Raw genomic sequence first — 24,679 nt, 5'->3', positions numbered from 1 at the left:
GACGTCTCGGGACGCCTCCACCCCACTCGCCCACCCCCACTCGGTGAAGGGAGCCTGCCCCCATGCCCGAAGCCACCGGCCCCGCCGACGGCCCGTCCGACGGCCCGCCCGGGCCCGCGGGTCCGACCGCGTCCGCCGGTCCACCCGCGCCAGCCGGTCCGACCGGGCCCGCCGCCTCGTGGCGCGTCCGGCTGCCGCACACCACGGCCGCCGTGCCGATCGCCCGCGCCCTGATCCGTACCGCCCTCACCGACCTCGACCCCGAGACCGGCGGCCGCCCCGACCGCGACACCGCGGAGCTGCTCACCGCCGAGCTCGTCGCCAACGCCGTCGAGCACACCGCGGGCCTCGGCCCCATCGACCTGGTCGTCGAACTGCTCGCCACGCCAGGCGGCTGTCAGATCGAGGTCCACGACGCCGAGCCCGCCCGCGCGGGCGGGCTCGTCTGCCCCGCGCCGGGGGAGGTGGACCCGTGGCAGGAGCACGGCCGGGGCCTGCTGCTCATCCGGGCCCTCAGCAGCGACTGCGGCCACCGCCCCACCGAGCACGGCAAGGCGGTCTGGTTCACTCTGCCGGGGATACCGGCGCAGCGCCCTCGCTCGGAGCCGTGACCAGCCGCGAGTGGCGGCGCCCGTAGCCGGCGTACACCAGCGTCCCGACGACCAGGAATCCGGCGAACTGCAGCCAGGTCGTCCAGCCCGTGCCCCACATCAGGTAGAGGCAGAACCCGATGCCGAGGATCGGGCTCAGGGGGAAGAGCGGCACCCGGAACGAGCGCGGCAGCTCGGGGTTCCGGCGCCGCAGCACCATCACCGCGAGATTGACGACCGCCATGACGGCGAGCGTGCCGATGGTGGTCAGGTTGACGACCACGTCGAGCGAGGCGAACGCCGCCGGTACGGCGAAGACCGCCGCGACGATCCAGGTGTTGGCCACCGGCGTGGCGGACCTGGGCGAGACGCGTTCGAAGACGCGGGGCACGAGACCGTCGCGGGACATCGACATCAGGATCCGGGTCTGCCCGTACATCACGGCGAGGACGACGGACGCGATCGCGACGACCGCGCCGAACGCGATGATCCCACCGCCGACCGACGATCCGGTGACCTGGTCGACGACCAGCGAGAGCGCGGCCGGCTGGTCGGCCACGGCCTCGGCGCCGAGGGCCCCGATCGCGGAGAGCGCGACGGCGCAGTAGAGCAGGGTGACGAGCCCGATGCAGATGAGGATCGCGAGGGGGATGTTCCGCCGCGGATTCTTGACCTCCTCGCCGGCCGTGGTGATCGCGTCGAAGCCGATGTACGAGAAGAAGGCCACCGAGGCGCCCGCGGTGATCCCGGCCATGCCGTTCTCGGCGAACGGCGAGAGGTGGCCGGCCCGGAACGCCGAGAAGCCGACGGCGCAGAAGACGATCAGGATGCCGATCTTGAGGATCGCCATGGCGGCGGTCGCCCGCGCGCTCTCCCTGACTCCGCGCACCAGGAGGGTGGCGGCAAGCGCGATCACGACGACGGCGGGCACGTTGACGACCCCGCCCTCACCGGGTCCCGCGGAGAGCGCGGCCGGGAGCTGCCAGCCGGTGAGGCTTTCGAGCAGTTCGTTGAGGTACTGGCTCCAGCCGACGGCGACCGCGGAGACCGAGACGCCGTACTCCAGGAGCAGGCACCAGCCGACGAGGAACGCGGCCCGTTCGCCGAGGCTCGCGTACGCGAAGGAGTACGAGGAGCCGGAGACCGGGATCGCGCCGCCCAGCTCCGCGAAGGAGAAGGCGGTGAAGACGCAGGTGACCGCGGCGAGGACGAAGGAGATCACCACCGCGGGCCCCGCCTCGGCGACGCTGTCGGAGAGGCCGACGAAGATGCCGGTGCCGACGATCGCGCCGACGCCGAAGCACACGAGCTGGAAGAGGCCCATGGTGCGCTTGAGGCCGTGGCCTTCGAGGTCGGCGCCGGATTCGGCGAGGAGCTGCTGCGGGGTCTTGATCCGCGAGGCGGACGGGGTCATGCGGTGGTTCTCATCTCTCGGGGGCACGCGTCAGGGGGTTCGGGCACGCAGGCCCGAACCCCCTGTAAGGGTGCGATCGTAAACCGCACCGCGTATATCCACCCAATCGGGCGTAAAGCTATGCCGTCGGAAGCACCGTGGGGATCACCGCGGGGATCGCCGTGGGCAGCGGACCGCCCGCCATCGTCGCGACCAGGACCGCCTTGATCGTGTGCATCCGGTTCTCCGCCTCGTCGAAGACGACCGAGTGCGCCGACTCGAAGACCTCGTCGGAGACCTCCAGCTCGGTGAGTCCGTGCCGGGCGTGGATGTCCCGCCCGACGTCCGTCCCGAGGTCGTGGAAGGCCGGCAGACAGTGCAGGAACCTGACGTCGGGCTTCCCGGTGGCGCGCAGCACGTCCATCGTCACGGAGTACGGGGAGAGGGCGGCGATCCGCTCGTCCCAGACCTCCTTGGGCTCGCCCATGGAGACCCAGACGTCGGTGGCCACGAAGTCGGCGCCCCGGACCCCCTCGGCGACGTCCTCGGTGAGGGTGACCGTGGCCCCGCTGGTCTCGGCGAGCTCGCGGGCGGCGGCGACGATCCTCCTGGCCGGCCAGTACGCGCGCGGGGCGACGATCCGGACGTCCATGCCGAGCAGGGCGCCGGTGACCAGGTAGGAGTTGCCCATGTTGAAGCGGGCGTCGCCGAGGTAGGCGAAGGAGATCCCGTCCAGCGGCTTGTCCGTGTGCTCGGTCATGGTGAGCACGTCGGCGAGCATCTGGGTGGGGTGCCAGTCGTCGGTCAGGCCGTTGAACACGGGGACGCCGGCGAAGGTGGCGAGTTCCTCGACGATGGCCTGGCCGTCACCCCGGTACTCGATGCCGTCGAACATCCGGCCGAGGACGCGGGCGGTGTCCTTGACCGACTCCTTGTGACCCATCTGGGAGCCGGCCGGGTCCAGGTAGGTGGTGGTGGCCCCCTGATCGGCGGCGGCGACCTCGAAGGCGCAGCGGGTGCGGGTCGAGGTCTTCTCGAAGATCAGCGCGATGTTCCGGCCGCGCAGCCGCTGCACCTCGGCGCCCGCCTTCTTGGCGGCCTTGAGTTCGGCGGCGAGCGCGATCAGGCCGCGGAACTCCTCGGCGGTGAAGTCCAGCTCCTTGAGGAAGTGGCGGCCGATGAGGTCTGTGGCCATGGGACGCGCTCCTGTGGGTACGGTCGAGGGGTCGGCGATCGGGGGACGACGATCAGGGACCCTGGAAGTGTATACGCACTTCAACATTTATATACAGCCCGGCCCCCTGGCCTTGTCCGCCCGCACCCCGGCTGCCCCTCCGGGGCGGTTCCGGTCCCGGGTCCGGTTCCGGTACGCGTCCGGTACGGGTCCGCCGGGAGGCCGTCAGGCGGCGTCCCGCTCCACGGGACAGCTCATACAGCGCGGGCCGCCCCTCCCCCGGCCGAGCTCGCTGCCGGGGATCTCGATCACCTCGATGCCCTGCTTCCGCAGATGGGTGTTGGTCGTGACGTTCCGCTCGTACGCGACGACCACGCCCGGCTCCACCGCGAGCACGTTGCAGCCGTCGTCCCACTGCTCGCGCTCGGCCGCGTGCACGTCCTGCGTGGCCGTCAGGACCCGGATGTCCGGGAGGCCGAGCGCCGCCGCGATGGCGGTGTGCATCTGCTCCGGCGGATGGTCGGTCACCCGCAGCGGCTGGCCCTCGTCCCCCGGTTCGATCGTGTACGAGCGGAGCATCCCGAGCCCCGCGTACTGCGTGAACGTGTCCTGGTCGACCATCGTCATCACCGTGTCCAGGTGCATGAACGCGCGCCGCTTCGGCATGTCGAGCGCGACGATCGTGCGCGCCGAACCCGCCGCGAACAGGCCCCGGGCCAGCATCTCCACCGCCTGCGGCGTCGTCCGCTCGCTCATCCCGATCAGCACGGCGCCGTTGCCGATGACGAGCACGTCCCCGCCCTCGATCGTCGACGGGTAGTCGGCCTGCCCCTCCGACCAGTGGTGGAAGGGGCCCGCGTCGGCCCCCGTGAACAGCGGATGGTGCTTGTAGATCGCCTCGAAGTGCACGGTCTCGCGCTGCCGGGCCGGCCAGCGCATCGCGTTGATCGAGACGCCGTCGTAGATCCAGGCCGAGGTGTCCCGGGTGAAGATGTGGTTCGGCAGCGGGCCGAGGACGAAGTCGTCCAGGTCCATGGCGTGGAAGCGGACCGAGGTCGGCTCCCGGTGCGCCGCCAGGAACTCCCGCTTCGTCATCCCGCCGATGAGCACCTCGGCCAGCGCGCCCGCGTCCAGCGAGTCGAACGCGTCCCGGAGGTGGTCGGCGGCGAGCGGTCCGTACTCCTTCTCGTCGAAGACCCGGTCGAGCACCAGCGCGCGTGCGGCGGGCACGTCGAGGGACTCGCCCAGGAGGTCCCCGAAGAGGTGGACCTCGACGCCCCGGTCCCGCAGGACGTCCGCGAAGCCGTCGTGCTCCTGCCGGGCCCTGCGCACCCAGAGCACGTCGTCGAAGAGCAGGGCGTCCTTGTTGGTGGGGGTCAGCCGCTTCAGCTCCAGATCGGGCCGGTGCAGGATGACGCGGCGCAGCCGCCCGGTCTCGGAATCGACGTGGAATCCCATGCGCCCATCCTGACGGAGCGGGGCGCCCGTGGCCCGTGTTTCGGGACAGGCGGGGCCGGGACGCGTCACGGGGCCGGCGGCGTCCCCGGTCTCCGTATCGGTCCCGGTCCCGGTCCCGGCTCCGGCTCCGGCCCTCGCCCCGGTCAGCCGAACCACGCCCGTACGGCGACGAGCAGGAGGATCGCCGCCACCATCCCGCCGATCAGCAGCCCCGCGCGGCGCAGGAAGCGGCGGGTGTAGCCGTTGCCGGGATCGTCCGGGTGGCCGGCGACCGCCCCGGGTGCGACCGGCGCGGGGCGGCGCGCCGTGCGGGGCACGCCGTACGCGTCCTTGAGGAGGGTCAGCCAGACCGCTTCCGGCAGGCCGGGGCGCTCGTCGTCGACGATCAGCCAGAAGGTCTCGCGGGCGGACGGCACCTCGCTCGTACGGAGCCGCGCGAGCAGCTCCCCCACGGTGCCGACCGGGGCGTCGCCGCCCGCGAGGAGCGGGCGGACCGCCCAGCGGTGCAGCTCGGCGGCGTTGGCCGCGCGCTGCTCGTCCGGCGGGTCGGACGGATCGGCGGCGGCACCCGGCGGAGCGACGGCCCAGAACTCCTTGCCGATGGCCACCTCGCACAGCTCCCGGCACAGCGGATGGTCCCAGGACGGCAGACGCCGGGCGGCCTCGCCGAGGAGGAGGGTGAGGACGACGTACGCCTGCGGGCGGCGCAGCGAGTCCAGCAGCTCACGGTTGCCGCCGCGCTCGACGAGCTCGCGCGCCTCGTCCACCGTGCGCGCGGCGGGCAACTTGTGCAGGAGGCCGGTCTCGGCCTCCTGCTCGCGTCCTCGGCCCCGCACGGCGGCCCAGGCACGCCCCGCGGTCGCCCGGGGTCCGGTCCAGACGGGCGCGACGAGGGGGAGAGCGGGACGGGGGTACGCGTCGGGACCCGCCGCCGGGGAGGAACGGACGCCTGACTCGGCGGGCCCCTTGGACAGATCGGGGCGGGTCGGGGGGACGTCGGCGGCCCGGGACCGGTCCCCGGCCGGCGGGGCGGCGGGTCGGTCGGGCTGGCCGGGGCGGTCGGGTCGGACGGGGCTGTCGGGTCGGACGGGGCTGTCGGGTCGGACGGGGCTGTCGGGTCGGCCTGGGCGGGCAGAGGGGACGGGGTGCGGCTCGCGATCGAGGGCGTCACGCCCGTACGGCTCGGGCTCCGGGGCCGGGTGGTAAGGGTCGGGGTCCGGGGTCGCGGGGTCCGGGGTCGCGGGGTTCGGGGTCGCGGGGTCCGGGGTCGCGGGGTCCGGGCGGGGCCGGCGGTAGGAATCGGTCTCCGGGGTCGGGCGGGGAGTGCGGTGCGTGTCCCGGTCGGGCGCCGGGCGGGGCGTGCGGTACGTGTCCGGCTCGGCAGCCGGGCGGGAAGTGCGGTACGTGTCCGGCTCGGCGGCCGGGCGGGGCGAGCGGCGGTCCGCGTCGGGCGGGGAAGCCGGGCGGGGCGGGGAAGCGGGGCGGGAGGAGTCCTGATCCGGCGCCGGGCCGGGCTTGAAGGAGGAGTCCTGCTCCGGCGTCGGGTGCGTCGGGAGGTGTCGCTCCGGCTGCTGCCGCGGCGGGCGCGGGGTGCGGTACGGGGTGGTGTCCGGCGCCGGACGGGCCGGGTCCGGTCGGCGGGCCGGTGCCGTCGCGCCGTTCTGGGACGTCGCCGTGCCGTCGCGGGGCGACGTCGGGGCCCCGGGACCGGCCGGCGCCGCCGGCTCCCGCGCCGGCGGGTCCGGGCGGAACCACTCGTCGGGGCTCTCGTACGGACCGGGGCGGCCCGCTCCTCGGGGGTTCTCTTCGGCGGCCGCGTCACCGGCCCCCGGCCGGTCGGCCGCCGTGCCGCCCTCCGTCGTCCGGGCGTCGTCGCCGGCCCTGCCCCCCAGGCCCCATCCCCACTTCCGGCCCGGCGTCCTCCGGGTCTCCGGGGCGGGCGGTGCCGGCGGCTCGGCGCGGGGTGCCACCGGGGCCGGGGGCCACGCGGCCCGGCCGGCGGCCTCCGGGGCGGGCGCGGGCCCGCCGGGACTGCGGCGGTCGAGGGCGTCGAGGGCCCGGACGGCCGTCTCCAGGAGCGAGGTGCCGCGGGCGGAGGAGGCCTCGTGCAGGGCGCTGCCGACCGCGTACTCCTTGCCCTCGGCTACGCCCCTGAGGTGGTGGCGGACGAGCCGGTCCGCGATCTCCTCCGCCCGGTCGCCGACGCGCTCGCGCGGGTCGACGCGGCGCCGGTCGGTGTTGCGGCTCGCCGCGCCCGACCAGCGTCCGACGAAAACGAAGCGGAGCGCGCTGAGTTCGGCGGTGTCATGGGTGGCGAAGGTCCACCGGCGGCCGGTGAGCGCGCCGAACATGCTGTGCAGTCCCCAGAGCACGAGGCCCGCGGTGTCGCCGCGTTCGTCCAGGACGGTGAAGCGTTCGTCCTGGTGGCGCAGCAACTCCGCGACCATTCCCGTGAGTTCCTCGGATGCGCGCTCCAGTGCGCTGTCGAGCTCCCCCTGTCCGTGGCCGGTCGCGGGGACGAGGACCCGTTCGGGGATCACCGGCAGCTGGCCGCGGACCCGGGCTCCGTCCATGGCCGCTCCCTCCCAGTTCCAGGCGTGGAGTCCGAGGCAGGTGGCGGGTTCGAGGAGTCCGGGTGAGCCGACGAGCGCGTGGCAGAGCACGGACGTGCGGCCGTCGGCGTCCGTGAACGGCCTGCGGTGGATGAGCATCACCTCCGAGCGCCGCTGGAGCCGGATCAGCGCGGGCCGGGTCTCGTCGCCGCTGGCGCGCAGTACGGGCCCGGACATCCTGAAGAGGTTCTCGGCCTCCTCCCGGGGCCCGGACCAGGCCACCGGTCCGAAGCCGGTGCTGCCGGTGAGGTTCTCGCTGTCCCAGCGGAACACGATCTGGTCGACCTCGTTCTCCGACCGTGTCATCGGTCGATCCCCTCCATAGGTCCCGCGGGTTCCGCCCCGGGCAGCAGCCCGCACAGGGCGAAGAGCGACAGCAGCGGCGCGAGGACCCGGCGCGGCCGGGCCCCGTGCGGAAATCGGTCGCCGCGCGCCTGCCCACCGGTGGCGGCGACGAAGTGCAGGGTGCAGTCGGCGCAGTCGTCGAACGGCTTGAGCCAGGCGGGGCTCGCCCCATGGGCCAGGAAGGCGTACGCGTCCCGGCTCTCGGCCCGTACCGCGGCGGGGTCGTGGCGGGCCGGCAGGGCCCGGCCGAGCCAGCGGTCGACGACCGGTTCGAAGCGCACCAGGTCGCTCTTGTTGACGGCGAGCGCGGCGGGGGCGGCGACGAGTCCGCCGCTCCGGCGGGGGATCCGGTTGAGCACGGTGGCGAAGGCCTCGTCGCCGAGTTCGCGCAGCCGCAGTCCGCTCTGCTCCCGTACCGGTTCGAGGGAGGGCAGCCGGAGCGCGCGGAGCGGGTCGAGGACGAAGATGAAGGCGTCGACGCCCATGAGGAAGCGGCCGACCTCGCTGTCCTGGGCGAGGTCCTCGCCCGCGAGGTCGAAGAAGACGACGGGCCGGGGCGTGGCGCCGCCCGCCGAGACGAGCAGCCCGTCGGCGAACCGGGCGAACGTCTGCTGCCCGGTGCGGCCCAACTGCCTTCCCTGCTGCAGGCTCTGGACGCGTTCGCGCAGATAGGCGCGGTGGGCCTCGGGGTTGAGCGGCAGGCACTTCAGTCCGTACGGTTCGAGGCCGCCGAGTTCGACCTCGCCCAGCATGGCGGCGAGCAGGTGGGTCTTGCCGACGGAGGAGCTGCCGACGAGCGCGATGGAGAGCGGCTCGCCGTTGACGAGGTAGGGCAGGGGCAGTTCGTGGCCCTCGTCGCCGTCCACCGTGTGCGGGCACAGGTGGTACGCCTTGCGCAGGGCGTCCGCGATGTGGGCGGGCCGGCGGTCGGCCCTGAGGTCCAGCGGGACGCGGTTTCCCTTGGCGTCGATGGTGACGAGCAGGCGTTCGTCGTACTCGACGGGGAGCAGGCAGTGCGGGCACATCCGGCTGCCCGACGGCGGCGCCTGGACGAGTGCGGAGGGCCCGGCGGGCGGGCGGGGCGGTTCGGCGGCGGGTGGGGCGGCGGGGCGGGGTGCCGCGGCGCGGGGCGGTTCGCCGCCTCCGAAGATCTTGCTGATCAGGGAGGGGCGCGACGGGCGCGGATCCGGGGCGGGAGCCTCCGGGGCCCCGTCGGCCGGACCGGCGCCCGGCCTGCTCCCTCCGGTCAGCGCGCGCTTCCTGGCGAGCTGCGCGTCGTACTGGGCGCGGAGCGGTTCGAGGACGTCGACGGCCTCGGCCCCCGAGACGAGCGGGTCGGGCACGTACAGGAGCCTCAACAGCTCGGCCGGGTGCGGCCGTTCCGTCGCGTGCGGGGAAAAGAGACCGCTGTGCTGGAGGGCGGCGAGGCGCCGGTAGTCGGCGAGGTCCGCGGGCGGGCCCTCCCCGCGGTCGGGGCGGCCGGAGAGCAGGTAGTAGGCGAGTTCGGCGACGGACCACAGGTCGTCGCGCGGGTCGACGGTGCCGCGCCCGGTGCGCTGCTCGGGCGAGGCCCAGGGAGCCGTGCCGAAGGGGGCGCGTGCCTCTCCGGCGCGCAGCGCCGCGTACGGCTCGCAGAGTCGTACGCGGGCGCCGTCCCACCGGACGTTCTCGGGTGTGATCGCCCGGTGGACGAGTCCCACGTCTCCCAGCAGGCGTACGGCCATGGCGAGTTGGCCGGTGATCCGCTCCTGGTCCTCGGCGCCGAGCCGCCCAGCCCACTCGGAGAGCGGCCGCCCGCTCGGCGGCCGGTAGAGCACGAAGGGTTCGGCGGCGGTCAGGTCGAAGCCGACGATCCGGGTGAGGATGCCGACGAACCGGTCGCCGCCGTACCGCCGTTCGAGGGCGACGGAGGCCGCCACCTCCCGCTCCAGGAGGCCGTACGCCTGGCGGTCGCCCTGGGCGGACGAGGCGAGCCGGTACTGGACGACGGGCACGCCACCGGCCCCCAGGACCGCCCGGCGCGCGAGGAAGCCGGGGCGTCCGGGGGGCCTGTGGTCCTCCCCGTACCGCACGACGAAGCGGCTCTGCGCCTCCCTGGGGGTGAGGAACTCCAGTTCCTGGTAGTACGGATGGGGCGGCGGGCTCGGCCGGCTCAGATGGTCGGGGTGGTCCGGGCCGATGGGCCCGCCCGGGCCGGCGTCCTGGCCGCGGTCGCCGGGGCCCGCGGATCGGTCCCGGTCCTCGGGCCGGTCCGGGTCGCGCCGGTCGTTCGGATGGTTCGGTTGGTTCGGATGGTTCGGGTCGGTCACGGTTCTCCCGCCTCCTCGGCGCGGACGGTGTGCACGACGTCCGCGCGCAGGGGTACGAGACGGAGGATCCCGGCGTGGCGTCCCGCACCGGTCCATACGACGTCCTCGGCGATGCCGCGCCAGATGTCGTCGCCCGCGGCCCCGCGCCGCATCGCCTCCGGGACGAACCGGACCTGCCGGGCGGCGAGGGGGTCGTGGGAGAGCAGGCGCATGTGCTCCGGGCCGCAGAGCGCGACCGTGCGGGCGGGGTCGTCCTCGGCGAGGACCAGCCGGGCCACCGCGTCGGGGGCGACGCCGGTGAGCCGGGCGGCGTCGGGCCGGTCGGAGCGGTCGGTGAGGGCTCCGAGGCCGGCCAGCGCGTCCTGGTCGCGAAGGCCGTCGTGGCGGGGCGGCGGCGAGGCGGCGACGTCGCGCTCCAGGCGCACCCGGGTGTCGTCGAGGAGCTCGGCGATGCGCTCCTCGTGGACCGCGGACACCACGGCCCCGGGGTCGCGCTCGATGCCCGCCCAGGACCGGTCGAGGATCAGGAGGGTCCCGGCGACCAGGTCGCCGACGAGCGTGTCGACGAGCAGGGGGCCGCCGTCGCCGTAGCGCCGCTCCAGCCACGCGGGCGCGGGGTCTGGCCCTGGGCCGCCCCCCGGTCCGGCCCAGGCGGCCCCGCCGTCGGCGAGGGCGGGGTCCCGTTCGGAGGGCGCGGACGACCTGTACGGCCCCGGGGCGCCGACCGGACCGGAGGGTCCGAACGGGTCTGCGGCGCCGAACGCCTCGGCGGGTCCGAACGCATCGGCGGCCCCGAACGGGTCCGAGGCGTACGGGGATCCGCCGGCCGGCGGGGCGGCGGCCCGTGCCGGCGGCGGGGGTTCCTCGTCCATGTCCGACCAGACGTCGTCCGCGCCGCCGTCCCCCCAGTCCTCCCACGTCCACGACGAGGTAACGCCGTCCGGTTCCGGCGGCCCGGCGGACCCCCTCCGGGGTCCTCCCTCCGCCCTCCCGGCGGAGTCGGCCGACGGCCCGTACGCGTACCCCGGTCCCTTCGCGTGCGACGGCCCCCGGCCGTGCGCGTCGGCCGTGTCCGCGAGGCCGCGGAGCAGTCGGGCCACCGCGCCCGCGCCCGCCGAGCAGTGGTGGCGCACCTCGGCGAAGAGCCAGTCGTGCACGGCGGTCGTGACCACCAGGCCCTGGACCTCGCGCAGGATCCGCCAGGCGTCCTCCGGGTCGGCGCGGGCCCACCAGTCGTCCACGGCCCGGCTCCAGTCGCGCAGCGCGAGGAGGAAGACCGCCGTCAGGGAGACCGCGAGGGCCACGGCCCCCGCCCAGGGCGGCAGGCCGAGGAACTGTCCGAGGCCCGCGCCGACGAGACCGCCGAGCACTCCGCCGAAGAGCCGGGGCGCCGCCCCCGTGGCACCGCCGCCGTCGATCCGGCCGTCCGGCGAACGGTTCGGCCTGCGGCGCAGCATCAGATGGGCGAGCCCGGCGGCGAGCACCCCGACGGCCGGTCCGAGGACCCAGCCGAGGACCGGCCAGACCCCCGCGAGCAGGGCCAGGAGGCCGGTCACGGCGAAGGCGACCGGCCGCGGACCGCCGGCGGTGAACGGGTACCGGCCACCGAGCCGCCGCAGCCGCTCCGGCCCGCAGATCGCGTCCAGCCTGGCCAGCCGGGAGGCGCTGCCGACGGGCGCGGTGCGTGCGGAGAGCGCGCCGAGCCGGGCCGCGACGGACCGCAGCGGCAGCCCCTTGCCGATCAGTTCGTGGGTGTGGTCGCGCAGGGCGGGGACGATCCCGGCGCGGGAGATCTCCCGTGGCATCTCGGGCAGTTCGATGCCCCGGTCCCGCAGCACTCCCCGGTGCTCGACGGTGAGCCTGCTGCCGCCCGCGGCGGCGAACGCGTCCGCGACGGCGGTCCGGAACCGTTCCAGCTCCCCCGTCACCCGCTCGATGTCCCCCGGCAGGTCGACCGTGCGACCGGCCCCCGTGAGGAGTCCGGCCGCGCCGCGCACCCGGTGGTAGCCGTCGACGGCGTCCTGGACGGCCTCGTCGCAGCCGGCGAGCCGCAGCCCGGCCCGGCCCTGGGCGGGCAGCCAGCGGTGGTCGGCGAGCGAGCGCGGCAGGCCCTCGTCGAGCAGCAGCGCGAGCGCGGGCGGCACCTGCTCGGCCGAGGCGGTGCCGGCCGGGACCTCCGGTCCGGTGAGCCCTTCCACCGCCTGCCGCCAGGCGCGCGCCCTCGCCTCGTCGGTGAGGTCGTGCTCCAGGACGCGCACGGCGGGTACGGCGACGCCGTGCACCACCTCGCCGAGCGCGCGCAGCACCGCGTCGAAGACCTCGGGAGTGGACAGGACGTCGACGAGCGGACGCAGCACGGCCTCGGCGGGGACGCCTTCCTCCGTCGAGTCGAACACCCACAGGACGCCGGCCGCGGGCGGGCGGAGGGTGAGGGTGCGGCGTACGCTCCGCTCGCCCCGGACCCCGACGGCCAGGCAGACGACGCGGGCGGGCCCGTAGGACGAGAGCCGCTCGTACAGCAGCTGGTGGGAGACGAGCCGGTCGGCCTCGTCGAGGACGAGGAAGCGGCGCTCGCCGCCGGGCTGCGGGGCGTCGAGGGCGGCGCGTACGACGGCGTCGGGGTCGTACGGCCCCGCCGTCCGCAGGTCGAGGCAGACGGCGTGGCCGGGCAGCGGCCGTTCGGGAAGAACGCGCGCGCTCACTCCGCCTCCCCGGCCCGGTCGCGGCGGTAGGGCTCGTCGGGGAAGTCGGGACCGAAGTCGGCTCCGCACTCGGGACCGAAGTCGGGACCGAATTCAGGGCTGTAGCCGGAACCGGATTCAGAACCGAAGTCAGGGCCGAAGTCGGGCTCCGGTTCCCGCTCCCAGTCGTCCTCGAAGGCGGAGTTCCGCCGGGGCGGCTGCGCCGCGGGTCCCGGGCCCGGGATGTCCCCGTCCCCGTAGGCGGTACGGGGATCGGGCACGGCGCCGGTCCCGTACTCGGGTCGGGGGCGGTTCCCGTACCCGGGCCGGGGCTCGCTCCCGTACTCGGGCCGGGGGCGGTTCCCGTACCCGGAGCGGGGCCTGTTCCCCTGCCCGGTGGGGCTGTGCCCCTGCCCGGTGGGGCTGTTCTCGTACGCCGGACGGGCTCCGTTCTCGTACGAGCGGTCCCGCCGGGCCTCCCCCGGGCCGGCGCCCGGGCCCCGGCCCTGGCCCGGTACCGTGCCGGCCCGCGGCGCGTGCCGTTCGTACAGTGCCCGCAGGTTCGAGCGGGTGGCGCGGGCCGACCTCGGGAAGCGCATGTCGAGGGCGCCGGGGAAGGTGACCTCCCAGAAGTGCCGCAACGGGGCGATCCATTCGACCTCGGAGTCGCCGTACTCCCCGTACTCCGAGACGAGTGCGTCGATCAGGGCGAGCTGTCGCGGCGCGACCTGCTCCACGAAGTGGGTGAAGAGCGCCGACGGCGGCGCCGGAACCTGCGCGAGGCCCTTGGGCAGGGCCTGCATGAGGCGTTCGCAGAACTGCTCGATGATCTGTCCCTCGTCGAGCAGCGCCCACCGCTCGTACGCGCGCAGCAGCCCCGCCCAGCTGGTGAGCGAGCCGTCGAAGTCCTCGAGACGCAGGGACATGGTCGCGGACTCGCCGTCCTGCAGCCGGATGCGGACCCGGTGGGGCGAGCCGACCGGGCCCTCGGTGTCGATGTGTCCGTTCCACATGGCGCAGAGCAGCCGGTGCAGGATGCGCTGCCGGTCGTGCTCGGTGGAGACCAGCCAGTCGTCCTCGTAGCCGAGCCGCTGGCGCCAGTGCAGGAAGTCGTCCTCGCCGGCCGAGTCCCGGGCCTCCGACCAGAGGCTGAGGACGTTGCGGACCTCGGAGATGTCGGTGAGGTTCATGCCGCTGCGGAAGAAGACGACGGTGATGGAGTCGGTGTCGCCGGCCCGGCTCTCCGGCGTCACCCGGGAGGGCAGGTTGAGCGCCTGCTCCAGGTACTCGCGGGCGCGTCCGTCGGACTCGCTGGCCGGATGCACGATGAGGATCTTGAGCGGTCCGCTGCCGTCCGGGACGAAGCCCACCGGGATGAGCCCGGCGAGCCGGGAGCGGAACTGGTCGAGCCAGCGCGGGTCGACCTTCGCCTCCGCGGTCTCGTCGCCCGCGGCGGCCCGGAGCAGCAGTTCCATGGAGGGCAGCAGGGGGCGGGCGAAGGCGTCCTCGTTGGCCTCGCCGAAGAGCCGCTTGACCCGCCGCTCGACGACCTGCTTGATCTCCTTCACCGCCGCGCCGGACGACCGGCGGACCGAGTCGAGGGCCCGTCGCCAGTCCTCGGGGCCGACGATCCGGCCGAGCAGGCCCGCGGCGTCGGCGCCCTCGGGCAGGCCCTCGCTCTGGGCGAGCCGGTCGACGACGTCGTCGTAGAAGGCGCGCAGCGTGTTCTGCGGGGGCAGCAGATAGGCGATGCCCGCGCGGTCGTCGCGGTAGAGGTCGCGGCGGCTGTCGGCGAAGGCCTTGCCCTCGTCCTGTTCGTGGTCGCGGAGCGCCTTGACGAGTTCGGCCACCTCGGAGCTCGCCTTGTTCAGGGAGGGCCGCCACTGGGCCTCGCCGTTCTGCCAGCCGTGGTGCCAGAGGGTCCGGGCCCGCCACTGGTACCAGGCCTGCTGGGCGGAGAGCGCGTCCTGGACGTCGGGGTCGCTCCACCGGGCCGGTACGACGCCGCCGACGGGGCCCTTGATCGGAGGGATGTGGGGGGCGGCGGTGTGGACGTTAGGAGGCCGTTCGGGTTCGTTCCGCCGGTTGTCGATCATGCCGGTGAAGCCTTCCCTCGCCACCCGGTCGGGGTGGCCCGGCAGGCCCGTCAGGATGACCTTGATCTGGAACGGGTCCATGGCGCCGAGGAGTTCACGGACGCCCGCGCTCGGCCTGAAGTCCTCGGTGAGGCGCGGGATCTCGCGGGCGAGACCGGTGTCGAGGCGGCGCAGGGACTCCTCCATGTCGCCGAGCCGGTTCCGCAGCTCCTGCGTGATCTTCGTCTTCCCCCGGGGGAGCTGCTCGGGCAGGGGGACGTCCGGGGCGTCCCGGGTCCAGAGGCGGCCGATGCCGGAGCGGTTGAACAGCTCCCTGACGTGGTTCTGCCCCTCGCGGTCGGGTCGCCGGGCCCGCTCGGTCATGCCGCGTACGGCCTGGGCGAGGAGCCGGGCGGCGACGATCTCGGCGAGGTCGTCGACGGGGACGGTGAGGGCGGCGGCGAGGCTGGTGGACATGCCCCGGTAGCCGATGCCCGTACGGGCCGGGGTGGAGCGTTCCACGGCCTTGTTGATGAAGCTGGCGGCGAAGGACTGGTAGTCCTCCTCTGCGCGGGTCGCCGAGCCGCTGTCCTGGCCGAGGTCGGTGCCGATCAGCGACATCACCATGGCGGCGATGGAGCGCCGCAGGTCCTCGCTGTTGATGACGGAGGGCTTGGAGAAGAGGAAGGCGGTCTGCATGGTGGCGGGACGCAGCGCGACGACGCCGTCGCCGGGGTACGTGACGCTGAGCCGCCCGCGGTCCTCGACGTCGCCGACCTGGTCGACGGCGTCGGGGACGTTCTGGTCGTCGACGAGCCGCGAGAGGTCCACGAGGGCGCGGGCGGAGTTGAGTTCCGCCTCGCGTCCGCCGCCGGCCTCGGGCGGGAAGGCGGAGGGCATGACGACGAGCGGGTAGATCTTCACCCCGGGCACCCGGGCGTTGCGGAACTCGTGCCCGATGAGGTGGATGAAGTCGTAGAAGATGCCGGCCCCGGTGCCGCCGGCGACGGAGAAGGCGACGAACACGTCGCAGCCCCGGATCTTGCCGCCGCCGACCCTCCGCAGGTCGCCCGCGGCCTGCCCGATGGACCCGATCGCCTCGCGGAGCTGGCGGAGGACCGGTTCGAGCCCGGAGCGGAGGGTCGCGAAGAGCGCGGAGCGTCCGACGGTCGGCAGCTGTCCCGCCCCGCTGTTCAGCGGGGCGACGCGGGGCTCGCGGGCCTTCGGCGGCAGCCAGAGCCGGGTCTCCTCGGGGACGGAGACGCGCAGCATGCGCGTCACCTCGGGCGAGGAGTCGAAGTCGGTGGGCAGCAGGTCGCGGACGATCCGGGAGGTGCGGGCGAAGGCGGCGCCCTCGGCGCCCTTCGCCTTGAACTGCGGGTAGCCGAGCAGCTCGGCCTCGCTGAAGTCCGCGTAGACGAACTGGAGGCAGTCGGGCAGCTGGAAGGGCAGGCGGCGGCCGCCGTCGACCAGGTCGGTGCCGTCGGGGCCGCACAGCTCCCGGCGCAGGCTGCGTTCGAGTTCGCTGCCGATGCGTCCGCCCGTGCCGCCGAGCCCGACGAAGAGCATGGGCTGATAGATCTTCATGTCGTTCTCCTCGGGACCCGTTCAGAAGTTGCCGTCGTATGCGTTCGCGTCCGGGGAACCGTCCGAGCCCGTCCCGGTGAGGCGGCCGGAACCGGTCCCGGGGTCGCCCGCGCCGCCACCCGCGGACCCGCCCCCGGAACCTCCTCCGGTACGGCGAGGGGGACGGATCCACGAGGTGCGCCGGCCGCCGGCCGGTGCCGGGCGTCCGCCGCTCGGCGCGGGTCGTCCGCCCCGGACGACCAGCTCGTGGTCGCCGAGCCCGGCCGGCTCGCCGGTCCGCACCGGGACCTGCGCGCCGCCGCGGGGCCGCAGCAGCAGCTCGCCGGCGCCGGTGCGGCGCAGCACATGGGCGGAGGAGCCGCCGCCGGGAACGCGGCGGAGCGTGGGCGGCGCCCCGTACGGTTCGTCGACGGTGAAGGCGAAGACACCGCCGGGGCTCTGATCGCGGCGGACCGTCAGCGAGTCGAGCGACCGCCCTTCCTGGCAGAGTTCGAGCGTGACACCGGTGAGGTCGCGGCGGCGGCGCCGGAAGAGCAGCCGGATGCCGACGAAGGTGCCCGCGAGGAGGACGAGAACGGCCCCGCCGACCACGGCCTTCCACCAGACCTCCCACCACGTCGGCGGCTCCACCACCCGGACGTTCAGGAGCGCGCCCCGCAGGGTGCGGTCGCCGTCCGAGGTGTCCACGACGGTGACCTGGCCGCCGAGCGCGCCGTAGGGCGTGCCCTTGCCGACGGTGACGGTGAAGGGGAACCGGGTGCCGGCGTTCGGCGGGGCCGTGACGGTCGCCGGGCCGACGACGAGTTCGGCGCCCGGGGTCTGGTCCGCGAGTGCCAGCCGCAGGGTGTGCGGCACGGAGTCGTTGTTGGTGACGTCGAGGGTGCCGCGGACGGTGGCCCCGGGGTGCACGGTGTCGCTGTCGACGGTGAGGGCGGCGGTCACGAGCGGTGCGCCCTGGGCGACGACGGCGTGCAGCGGGCGCCGGTCGGAGGTGATCCCGGGCGCCTCCATGCGTGTGACGAGCTCCAGGGCGCCGGTGGCGCCCGCCGGGACGGTGAGCGTGCCGGTGAACCGGACGTCGCCGGCCTTGGCGTCGGGGGCCTTGCCGTCGTCGGCGAGCCGGAAGGTGACGGGTTCGAAGCCCTCGCCGCTCAGGTCGGCCGCCACCGAGAGGTCGGCCAGCTGGCGCGGGTCGGTGATCACGACCCCGCGCCGGGTCTGCATCTGCACCTCGACCTTGACCTTCTCGCCGGCACGCGGGGAGGCCGGGTCGAGGACGACGGCGGAGCGCAGCCGACCCTGCCAGAGGGCCCGGACAGCGACCTCGCGCCCGCCGTGGCCGGGCGGCGCCTCGATGTGCACCCGCCAGGCGCCGGGCAGCGGGTTCTTCACCCGCAGTGCCTCGACCGGGCCGTTCTGCCCGCTGACCTCGAAGGAGGAGCCGTCGAACTCACCCCGGACGGGGACCTTGCGGCCGGCCGGATCGTAGTAGGTGACCTGCACCTCGGGGTCGTGCTTGGCGACCGTGAGCGAGCCGTCGGTGGCGATCGGCGGGATGGTGACGGTCAGGTCGGCGGGCGGCTTGCCGACGGTGCCGTGGGCGATCCGGGCGCAGCGGGCGGCCGCGAAGGTCTCCTGAAGTGCCTTGTCGATCTCGGCGGACGTGTCGACGACCCGCATGCGCGGGACGGAGCCGGGGATCTCGGAGCAGGCGCCGCGGTAGCCGCCCTCGGCCATCGTGGTGAGGCTGGCGCGGTCGATCTCGCCGCCGAAGCCGAGGGGCCAGATCTGGACGCCGGCCGCCCGGGCGCGGGCGAGTTCCTCGACGAGCCGCTTCGCGCCGTTGGACTGGCGGCTCTCCCGGTCGGTGCCGTACTCGGGGCTGTCGGCGACGTCGAGCTTGCCGTCGGTGAGCAGGAAGACGACCTTGGGCGGGCCGGGCTTCCCGGCACCACCGGTGCCGGGCCGGGCCGCGGCCTGCGTGAGGCGGGTGACGGCCTGCCGGATCGCGGCCGGGAAGTCGGTGCCGGGGCCCATCCGGGCGGTGTCGCGGCGCCCCAGCTCCTGCACGCAGTCGCTGAGCCGCTCGCGGCCCGCCGCGTCGGCGACGGTGAGCTGGCAGAGATCACGCACGGGCGACTGGCCGCGCTTCTCCGAGCTGCCGAAGCCGATGACGGCCGCCCGGGAGCGCTCCGATATCTCGCCCTGGACGAGCAGCGCCGCCGCCTCGGTCTCGCGCGCCAGGTCCTCGTCGGCGAGGCTCGCCGACTGGTCGACGACGACGGCGAAGTCGAGGGGATCGGGCCCTTCGACGGGGTCGGCGGGCGCGGCGGGGGCTGCGGGAGCGGTACGGGGGACCGCCCGCGCCCCGGAGACGCCGGGCGCGCCCGCGGCGGTGGTCGCCGCGGGCGGGCCGGCGAGCGCGAGGAGCGCTCCGGCGAGGAGCAGGGCGCTCCCCTTGTGGGTCCACTGCATGTTCTCTCTCACCACAGTTCGCTGAAGAGGGCCAGAAGGGCGCCGAGCGCGAGCGCGGACACGCCCAGGCGCAGCCACCGGTACTTCGCCGCGAGCACGAGGCCGTGCACGCTGGCCTGTTCGAGGAGCCAGCCGGTGGCGTCCGCGCCGGGCGCGGCCAGCCGCTCGCGCAGCGCGGCCACCGACGGTCCGCCCGTCAGCTCGCGCAGGAACGTGCGGTCGGCCCCGATCCGGGTGCGGGGCAGCACCACCGAGACGAGCATCAGGACACCGGCCGTCCAGAGCGCGCCCGCGAGGAGCAGGAGGACGAGCCCGGGTCCCGAGCCGGGGAGGGCGCGGTCGCCGGAGAAGACGACCGCGAGGAAGGCGAGGGCGCCGGAGAGCAGGATCGCGGCCTTGGTGTCGGCCCGGCCGATGTCCTCCCGGACGGTGGCGAGCAGCCGTTCGGCCATGAAGCGGAGCTCCTCGGCTGGTACGGGTGGGGGCGTGGGGGTGGGTACGGGTGGGGGCGCTGTTGCTGGTGCGGGGGCGGGTGCGGGCGCGGACGCATGTACGGGCGCGGGGACGGGTGCAAGCCCAGGTGCGGCTCCGGGAGCCGGAGCGGGCGCGGGCGCGTGCTCCGGCACCGGGTCCGGCGCGGAGGCTCCCGCGGCGGGTGCCGCGCCCGGCGAGTCCTGGCCGCGCCCCGGCGCGGTGGTCATTCGTCGTCCCAGTCGTTGAACTCGGCGCTGGGCCGGGCCGGGCGGGTCGGCCGCCGGGTGCGGTCGCGGCCCTCCCTGTCGTAGGGGTCGTCGCGGTCGTACCGGTCGTTGCGCTCGTAGGCGTCGCTCCGCCGGTACGGGTCGCCGTCCTCGTACCGGTCGTGCCCGTCGTCGTAGCGGTCGTCGTGCCGGTCCCGCGAGCGGGCGCGCTCGCGGTCGTCGCCGTCGCGGCCCCTCTCCCGCGCCCGGCCCCGCTCCCGTTCCCGCTCGGAGCCGGACTCGACGCGGGTCGGCTCGTAGACGCGCGGCCCGCCGGCGGCCGGGGCGTCCCTGTGGTCCTGCTCCTCGTACCAGTCGGGGCGGTTCGGCTCCGGCACCGCGTCCTCCAGGGCGAGGCGGTGCGGCGGGGGGTTGCCCGAGGGGTTGAGCACCCGGTTGGTGATGCCGTCGAGGACGGTGCCGGTCTGCGTCCGCAGGTACATGAGCACCTGGTACATCTGCTCGCCGATGTCGTGCCGTTCCAGGACGCCGGTGTCGAGGAGCCGGTTGAAGACGGCCAGGTAGTCCTCCTGGCCCTCGCGCCGCTCGCGCTGGAGCTGGGTGCGGATCTCCCACTGCTTGTCGGGGTGCATCGCCATGTGGTGGGCGATCTGCGCGAGGTCGCCGCGCCGGAAGAGGGCCTCCATCTCGCGGGCGCGGTCGGCGACCAGGGCCCGGTCGGCGGCCTCCCTGCGCCGCTCGGCCTCGGCGACGCGCTCGTCGGCCTCCATGGTGACGCCGACCCGGTCCCGGCGCGAGACCTCGGCCTTGACGGAGTCGTCGAGGTCGACGAAGACGTGGACGCGGGTGCGCAGCCCGATGTCCGCGCCGAACCGGAGGCGGCCGGCCCTCAGTTCCTCGCGTACGGCCTCGTCGGCGCGCTGCGCCTCTGTGATGCGGAACCGCCGGGAGATCCTGCGCAGCGCGTCGAGCAGTTCGTCGTGCAGCAGCTCGGCGACGTCCTCGACCTGTTCGCGGACGACGAGGTGGGGGTCGGTCACCACCCACTGGACCCTGGCGACGGCCTCGAAGAAGACGCCGTCCCCGGCGGCCGGCAACTGGAGCCTGAACTCGGTCACGTTGCGCCCGAGCTGTACCTCGAAGACGGTGTACGCGGAGCCCAGCAACGGCTTGTTGACGTCCTCGACGCGGTCCGGCCAGACCACCCGGTGGCCGCCGTTGCGGTAGAGGAGCACGGCCGCGACCTTGCCGGTCCTGCGGCGGAACGGGGGCGCGTACTCACCGATCAGCGGCCCGCGCGGCCGATCCCCTGACCGCGACCCCGCACCGGATCCGCCGCCGTCCCCGCTCCAGCGCCCGCCACGGCCCGGGGCCCGCCCCCCGTCCTGCCGCTGCCGCCGCTCCCGGTCCAGCTCCTCGTCCGGGTCCATGTCCAGGTCCTCGTCCTCGTCCCGGCCGCCGGCGGGCCGGCCACCGCCGTTCTGCCTGTCGTACCGCTGCCCGTCGTTCCGCCGGTCGCCGTACGGCCGTCCACCGCCGCGCTGCCCGTCGCCGGGCTGCCCCGCGCGGCCCTGCCGCTCCCGGTCGTCCCGGTCACGGCCGTCCCGTGCCCGCTCGTCGCGGGCCTGCCCGGCCCTGCCCCGGTCGTCGCGGGCCCGCTCGTCAGGCCCCCTGCCGCCGCGGCCGCGGTCGTCCCGGTCCCGGTCGACCCAGCGCGGCCGCTCGTCGGGCCGGGGGTTCCTGTCCTGCTCGGGGCCGGTCATCGGTTCGCTCCTTCCGTCACGGCGTCCCACATCCGGCGCGCCGCGCCTCTGTCCAGGGGCCGGTCACGGTCCCGGACCAGTTCGTTGAGCAGGCCCCTGAGCCGGTCCCGGTCGCGCCGGTCCACCGCGAGGCGCGGCAGGAGGCCGCAGACGAGCCCGAGCGACTCGGGGTCCTTCGCGGCCCGGCGGAGCATCCCGCCGAGCGCCTCGAGGGCCGGCTCCCCCGAGCGGGCGGTGGTGAGGGTGGACCGCAGCAGCGCGGCCAGTTCGGGCGCGAGCTCGGGCCGGGTCGCGAGCAGCGCGACCATGAGCGGGCGGGCCGCGTGCCCGTCCAGTTCCGGGACCTCCCGCAGCCCCCACAGATGGGTGGTCCGGGTGCTCAGGGTGCGGATGACGGCGAGGTGGACAAGGTTGGCGAGGTTGAGCCGGCCGTCCTCGAGCCACTGCCGGAGCCGTCGGAGCACGGGCGCGGGTTCGCCGCAGGCGAGCAGCCGCGCCACGCTGAACGAGGCGGGCACGAGGACGTCGACGTCGGTCGCCTCGCGGGCCCTGACGACCCGGGCGATCGCGTCGAGGGAACCGGAGACGTCACCGGCGGCCAGCACGTAGCCGTGGGCGAGCAGCGCGGTCCAGACGAGCATCTCGTCGTCGGACGCGGCCCAGTTCTTGAGGACGTCGGCGACGGCGGGCCGGACGCGCGGGTCGCGCGCGGACTCGGCGAGCGCGGTGGCGGCCGCCATGCGGGCGACCGGGTCGTCGGTCACGGCGAGCGGCACCACCAGCTCGCGGAAGCCGTGGATCCAGTCCCAGGAGCAGAGGACACCGGCCGCGATGGAGGCCCGTACCCACACCTCGGGGCGCGCGTCGTCGCACAGCGAGCGCAGCCAGCGGGCCACCGGACCGCGGACGTTGTGGTAGCCGTGCCAGATCTCGCCGAGTACGGCTCCGGCGAGCGCCTCGCCCTGGAAGCGGACGGCCCGCACGGGCACCTTGGCCGGGCCGAGGTCGAGCTCGCCGTCCTCCAGGACGGCCCGCGCCTGCACCGGCCGGTGCTCGGCGTGCGTGCCGAACAGACGGCGGCCCGGCGGGTGTTCGGGGTCGAGGGTGACCGCGAGTTCCCAGGCGAGGAGTTCGGCGGCCTCGGCGGCGAGGCTGTAGGCGGAGCCGTTGAAGACGGCGACGGCGATACGGAACGCTCCGGCGTTGAGGGCCGGGAGGGCCTCGGGGACGGCGCCCGGACGGTCGGCGCCCGCGAACCACTCGCGCGCCTGGGAGCGTACGAAGGAGGCGCATTCGGCGAGGAGTTCCTCGTCCGTCACCTCGCCGCGCCAGTGCCGGGCGAGGTGGTCGGCGAGCCGCGCCGCCTCGCGGGGCCGCAGCTCCTCCAGGCCGAGGGCCTCGACGACGTCCCGCCGCGCGCCGCGCGCCCGGGCGGCGCCGAGGGCCTGGTCGGACTCGGCGCGCAGCTGGTTCCAGAGGTGGCGGTGGAGGACCTCGTCGGCCGGCGGCGGCGGGCAGTACATGCCGTACCGGCCGCGCAGGAGCCGGTCGGCGAGCTCGCCGTTCTCGACGAGGACGACCCCGTACGCGTCCCTGCCGCGCAGCAGATCGCCGAAGCGGTCCAGGTGCAGTTCGGAGAGCCGGGTGACGGGCCGGCGGGCGGCGGTGTGGTCGCCCCTGCCGGACCGCGCGGCGCGCGGTTCGCCCTCCGCCTCGCGCACGTCCTCGGTGAGCAGTTCCAGGAGGTGGCCGCCGCTCTCCTGGAGGGCCTCCTCGGTGATCTCGTCGACGCCGTGGCGCGGGTCGAGCCGGAAGACCTTGCCGCCGGTCAGTTCGTCGAGGAGGGCGAGGGCGGTGGCCTTGCGGCCGCTGCCGGGTTCGCCGCACAGGACGAGGACCCGGTGGTCGCGGAGCCGGTCCCGCATCCGACGGTAGCCGGAGGTGGCGCAGTACACCCGGCCCAGGTGGTCGAGCGTCTCGGGCGGGACGGGTCCCTGGACGAAGTGGGCGGTGCGTTCGGAGCCGTACAGGGCGAAGATCTGGTTGCCCTCGAAGACGGTGCCGTCGCCGTGGATGGTGGTGGTGCGGTCGGCGGCGCCGCCCGCCCAGGTCCGGACGGCCCGCCGTGCCGTGGCGGCGCCGCCGGTGTCGCTCTCGCCGCCGAGGGGGCCCCGGTCGGCGGCCGCGAAGACGCTCGGCTCGCGGGGCTGTTCGGTGCCGTCCCCCCGCTCGGACCCGCCCTCCCGGTCGCGGTCCCGGTCGCGGCCCCTGTCCCGGTCGCCCCGCTCACCGCCGCGGTCCGAGCCCCGGTCCGAGTTCCGGTCGGAACCCCGGCCGCCGCGGTCGCCGCCGCCCCGGTCCGAGCCCCGGTCGCCGCGGTCGCCGCCCCGGTCGGGCGCGTCGGCCCGGTCGCCGTGGCCGTTCCCGGCGTCCGAGGAGCCGCCCTCCGGCGCGTCGTCCTCGTCGCTCACTCCGGCTCACCCGCCCCGGAGGCCTTACCGGAACTCGCGCCGGCACCCGAACCGGAACGCGGACCGGAACCGGGCCGCGGGTCCGGGTCAGGGTCCGTGACCGAGTCACCGGAGCCCTTGGTCGAGCCCTTGCGGATTCCGGTGAACCCGCCGTGGATCGTGTTGCCGTGGATGTCGAGGAGGTCGCCCCCGACGTGGTACTCACGGTTCCCGCCCACGGGCCGGGGCGTTGGGCCGTCCCCCCGCGACGGCCCAACGCCGGTCCGGGCCGCCCCCGCCGGCGGCCGCTCCCCCGCGGCCGCCGGCTCCCCCTCGGGCGCCGGCTCCCCCTCCGGCGGCAGTTCCCCGTCGCGCCCGATCAACGGCGGCGCGGGCCTGCGCGGCACGTGGAACCAGGCGGCCTCGTCGGTCTCCTTGGACCGGATGCGGGCCGACCGGTAGTGGTCCGGCTCGACGTACCGCCCGCCGTCGGCGACCACGTTCCCGTACAGCCAGTCCGAGACGACGACCACGAGGTCGATCTCCGGGGTCTCGTTCATGATCCGCTTGGCCGGGGGGCTGTCGCAGAGCCGCGCGGCGAGGTCCACCGCACGCCCGACGAGCCCGTGCCGGTCCTGGGTCACGAGCCCCGCGTTCATCCCGATCCGCAGCCGCAGCGGCCGGACGCGGCCCTGGTTGTGGGCGCGCAGGCTCTCGTACAGCGTGTCGATCCACCGGCCGACCATGAGGGTCGGCGGCACGTCGGGACGCAGGGCGACCAGGATGCCGTCCCCCCGGTCCTCCTGGTGGAAGGTCCCGGGTTCGACGCCGACGGAGCTGTACGCGTCGTCGAAGGCGGCGTACATCGCCGCCCGCTGGTGCTTCTTCTCGGCCAGGTCGAGCGTCCCGGAGCCACAGATGTCGCCGAAGACGACGAACCGGTGGATGCCGCACGCCTCGCCGCCCACTTCCCCGCTCACTCCCGCACTGCTCACTCTCGGACTCCCTGTGTGCTGCCCCGGTGCCGTTGGTGCCGTGGTGGTGCGTGTCCAGACTGGCCGCGTTC

At 75.2% G+C, this 24,679-nt stretch carries 13 protein-coding genes; 1 reads left to right on the top strand and 12 read right to left on the bottom strand.

Annotation, left to right across the window (positions count from 1 at the left end; translation table 11 throughout):
- The first annotated feature begins 62 nt into the window (after positions 1-62).
- Positions 63-611 (top strand): ATP-binding protein, encoded by a 549-nt coding sequence (locus AMK27_RS14460; protein WP_079188434.1) that lies wholly within the window; start codon positions 63-65, stop codon positions 609-611.
- Here AMK27_RS14460 and AMK27_RS14455 read toward each other — a convergent pair.
- The 12 genes from AMK27_RS14455 to AMK27_RS14400 form a co-directional block, all read right to left on the bottom strand.
- On the bottom strand, positions 565-2,004 hold the full coding sequence (locus AMK27_RS14455; RefSeq protein WP_073906568.1) for an amino acid permease: 1,440 nt from the start codon (positions 2,002-2,004) through the stop codon (positions 565-567). The two genes, AMK27_RS14460 and AMK27_RS14455, sit on opposite strands and share 47 nt — an antisense overlap.
- A 118-nt stretch (positions 2,005-2,122) precedes the next feature.
- Positions 2,123-3,178 carry an ornithine carbamoyltransferase gene (argF, locus tag AMK27_RS14450; protein WP_073906566.1) on the bottom strand — a complete coding sequence of 352 codons (1,056 nt, stop codon included), beginning with the start codon at positions 3,176-3,178 and terminating at the stop codon, positions 2,123-2,125.
- A gap of 204 nt (positions 3,179-3,382) precedes the next feature.
- On the bottom strand, positions 3,383-4,615 hold the full coding sequence (locus tag AMK27_RS14445; protein WP_073906563.1) for an arginine deiminase: 1,233 nt from the start codon (positions 4,613-4,615) through the stop codon (positions 3,383-3,385).
- 143 nt (positions 4,616-4,758) lie between these two features.
- Positions 4,759-7,533, bottom strand: coding sequence for a hypothetical protein (locus AMK27_RS14440; RefSeq protein ID WP_073906561.1), 2,775 nt, complete (start codon positions 7,531-7,533; stop codon positions 4,759-4,761).
- Positions 7,530-9,881, bottom strand: a complete 2,352-nt coding sequence (locus tag AMK27_RS14435; protein ID WP_241847494.1) for a hypothetical protein — start codon at positions 9,879-9,881, stop codon at positions 7,530-7,532. The genes AMK27_RS14440 and AMK27_RS14435 overlap by 4 nt, the downstream gene beginning before the upstream one ends.
- The gene (locus tag AMK27_RS14430; RefSeq protein ID WP_073906559.1) at positions 9,878-12,583 is read right to left on the bottom strand and encodes a hypothetical protein; all 2,706 of its coding nucleotides are present in this window, start codon (positions 12,581-12,583) and stop codon (positions 9,878-9,880) included. Before AMK27_RS14430 ends, AMK27_RS14435 begins: the two co-directional genes overlap by 4 nt.
- Positions 12,580-16,224: a tubulin-like doman-containing protein gene (locus tag AMK27_RS14425; RefSeq protein WP_073906557.1), complete on the bottom strand. Its 3,645-nt coding sequence runs from the start codon at positions 16,222-16,224 to the stop codon at positions 12,580-12,582. Before AMK27_RS14425 ends, AMK27_RS14430 begins: the two co-directional genes overlap by 4 nt.
- Before the next feature lie 21 nt (positions 16,225-16,245).
- On the bottom strand, positions 16,246-18,699 hold the full coding sequence (locus tag AMK27_RS14420) for a VWA domain-containing protein (protein WP_073906555.1): 2,454 nt from the start codon (positions 18,697-18,699) through the stop codon (positions 16,246-16,248).
- Positions 18,700-18,707: 8 nt separating this feature from the next.
- Positions 18,708-19,151, bottom strand: coding sequence for a Pycsar system effector family protein (locus tag AMK27_RS14415; RefSeq protein ID WP_073906553.1), 444 nt, complete (start codon positions 19,149-19,151; stop codon positions 18,708-18,710).
- 245 nt (positions 19,152-19,396) lie between these two features.
- Positions 19,397-21,163: a hypothetical protein gene (locus tag AMK27_RS14410; protein WP_073906551.1), complete on the bottom strand. Its 1,767-nt coding sequence runs from the start codon at positions 21,161-21,163 to the stop codon at positions 19,397-19,399.
- Positions 21,160-23,634 carry a hypothetical protein gene (locus tag AMK27_RS14405; protein WP_073906549.1) on the bottom strand — a complete coding sequence of 825 codons (2,475 nt, stop codon included), beginning with the start codon at positions 23,632-23,634 and terminating at the stop codon, positions 21,160-21,162. Before AMK27_RS14405 ends, AMK27_RS14410 begins: the two co-directional genes overlap by 4 nt.
- Positions 23,631-24,608, bottom strand: a complete 978-nt coding sequence (locus AMK27_RS14400; protein ID WP_143204854.1) for a hypothetical protein — start codon at positions 24,606-24,608, stop codon at positions 23,631-23,633. The genes AMK27_RS14405 and AMK27_RS14400 overlap by 4 nt, the downstream gene beginning before the upstream one ends.
- Positions 24,609-24,679: the final 71 nt, after the last annotated feature.

This window comes from Streptomyces sp. CB02009 (assembly GCF_001905825.1).
In the GTDB taxonomy this organism is placed as follows: domain Bacteria; phylum Actinomycetota; class Actinomycetes; order Streptomycetales; family Streptomycetaceae; genus Streptomyces.
The sequence above is the reverse complement of the archived record's forward strand: the minus strand, read 5'-3'. Positions and strand labels throughout refer to the sequence as shown.

Excerpts from the sequence above, each read along its gene's own strand:
- AMK27_RS14460 (WP_079188434.1), top strand. The coding sequence starts at position 63 with ATGCCCGAAGCCACCGGCCCCGCCGACGGCCCGTCCGACGGCCCGCCC.
- AMK27_RS14425 (WP_073906557.1), bottom strand. The coding sequence starts at position 16,224 with ATGAAGATCTATCAGCCCATGCTCTTCGTCGGGCTCGGCGGCACGGGC.
- AMK27_RS14410 (WP_073906551.1), bottom strand. The coding sequence starts at position 21,163 with ATGACCGGCCCCGAGCAGGACAGGAACCCCCGGCCCGACGAGCGGCCG.
- argF (WP_073906566.1), bottom strand. The coding sequence starts at position 3,178 with ATGGCCACAGACCTCATCGGCCGCCACTTCCTCAAGGAGCTGGACTTC.
- AMK27_RS14440 (WP_073906561.1), bottom strand. The coding sequence starts at position 7,533 with ATGACACGGTCGGAGAACGAGGTCGACCAGATCGTGTTCCGCTGGGAC.
- AMK27_RS14415 (WP_073906553.1), bottom strand. The coding sequence starts at position 19,151 with ATGGCCGAACGGCTGCTCGCCACCGTCCGGGAGGACATCGGCCGGGCC.
- AMK27_RS14420 (WP_073906555.1), bottom strand. The coding sequence starts at position 18,699 with ATGCAGTGGACCCACAAGGGGAGCGCCCTGCTCCTCGCCGGAGCGCTC.
- AMK27_RS14445 (WP_073906563.1), bottom strand. The coding sequence starts at position 4,615 with ATGGGATTCCACGTCGATTCCGAGACCGGGCGGCTGCGCCGCGTCATC.
- AMK27_RS14455 (WP_073906568.1), bottom strand. The coding sequence starts at position 2,004 with ATGACCCCGTCCGCCTCGCGGATCAAGACCCCGCAGCAGCTCCTCGCC.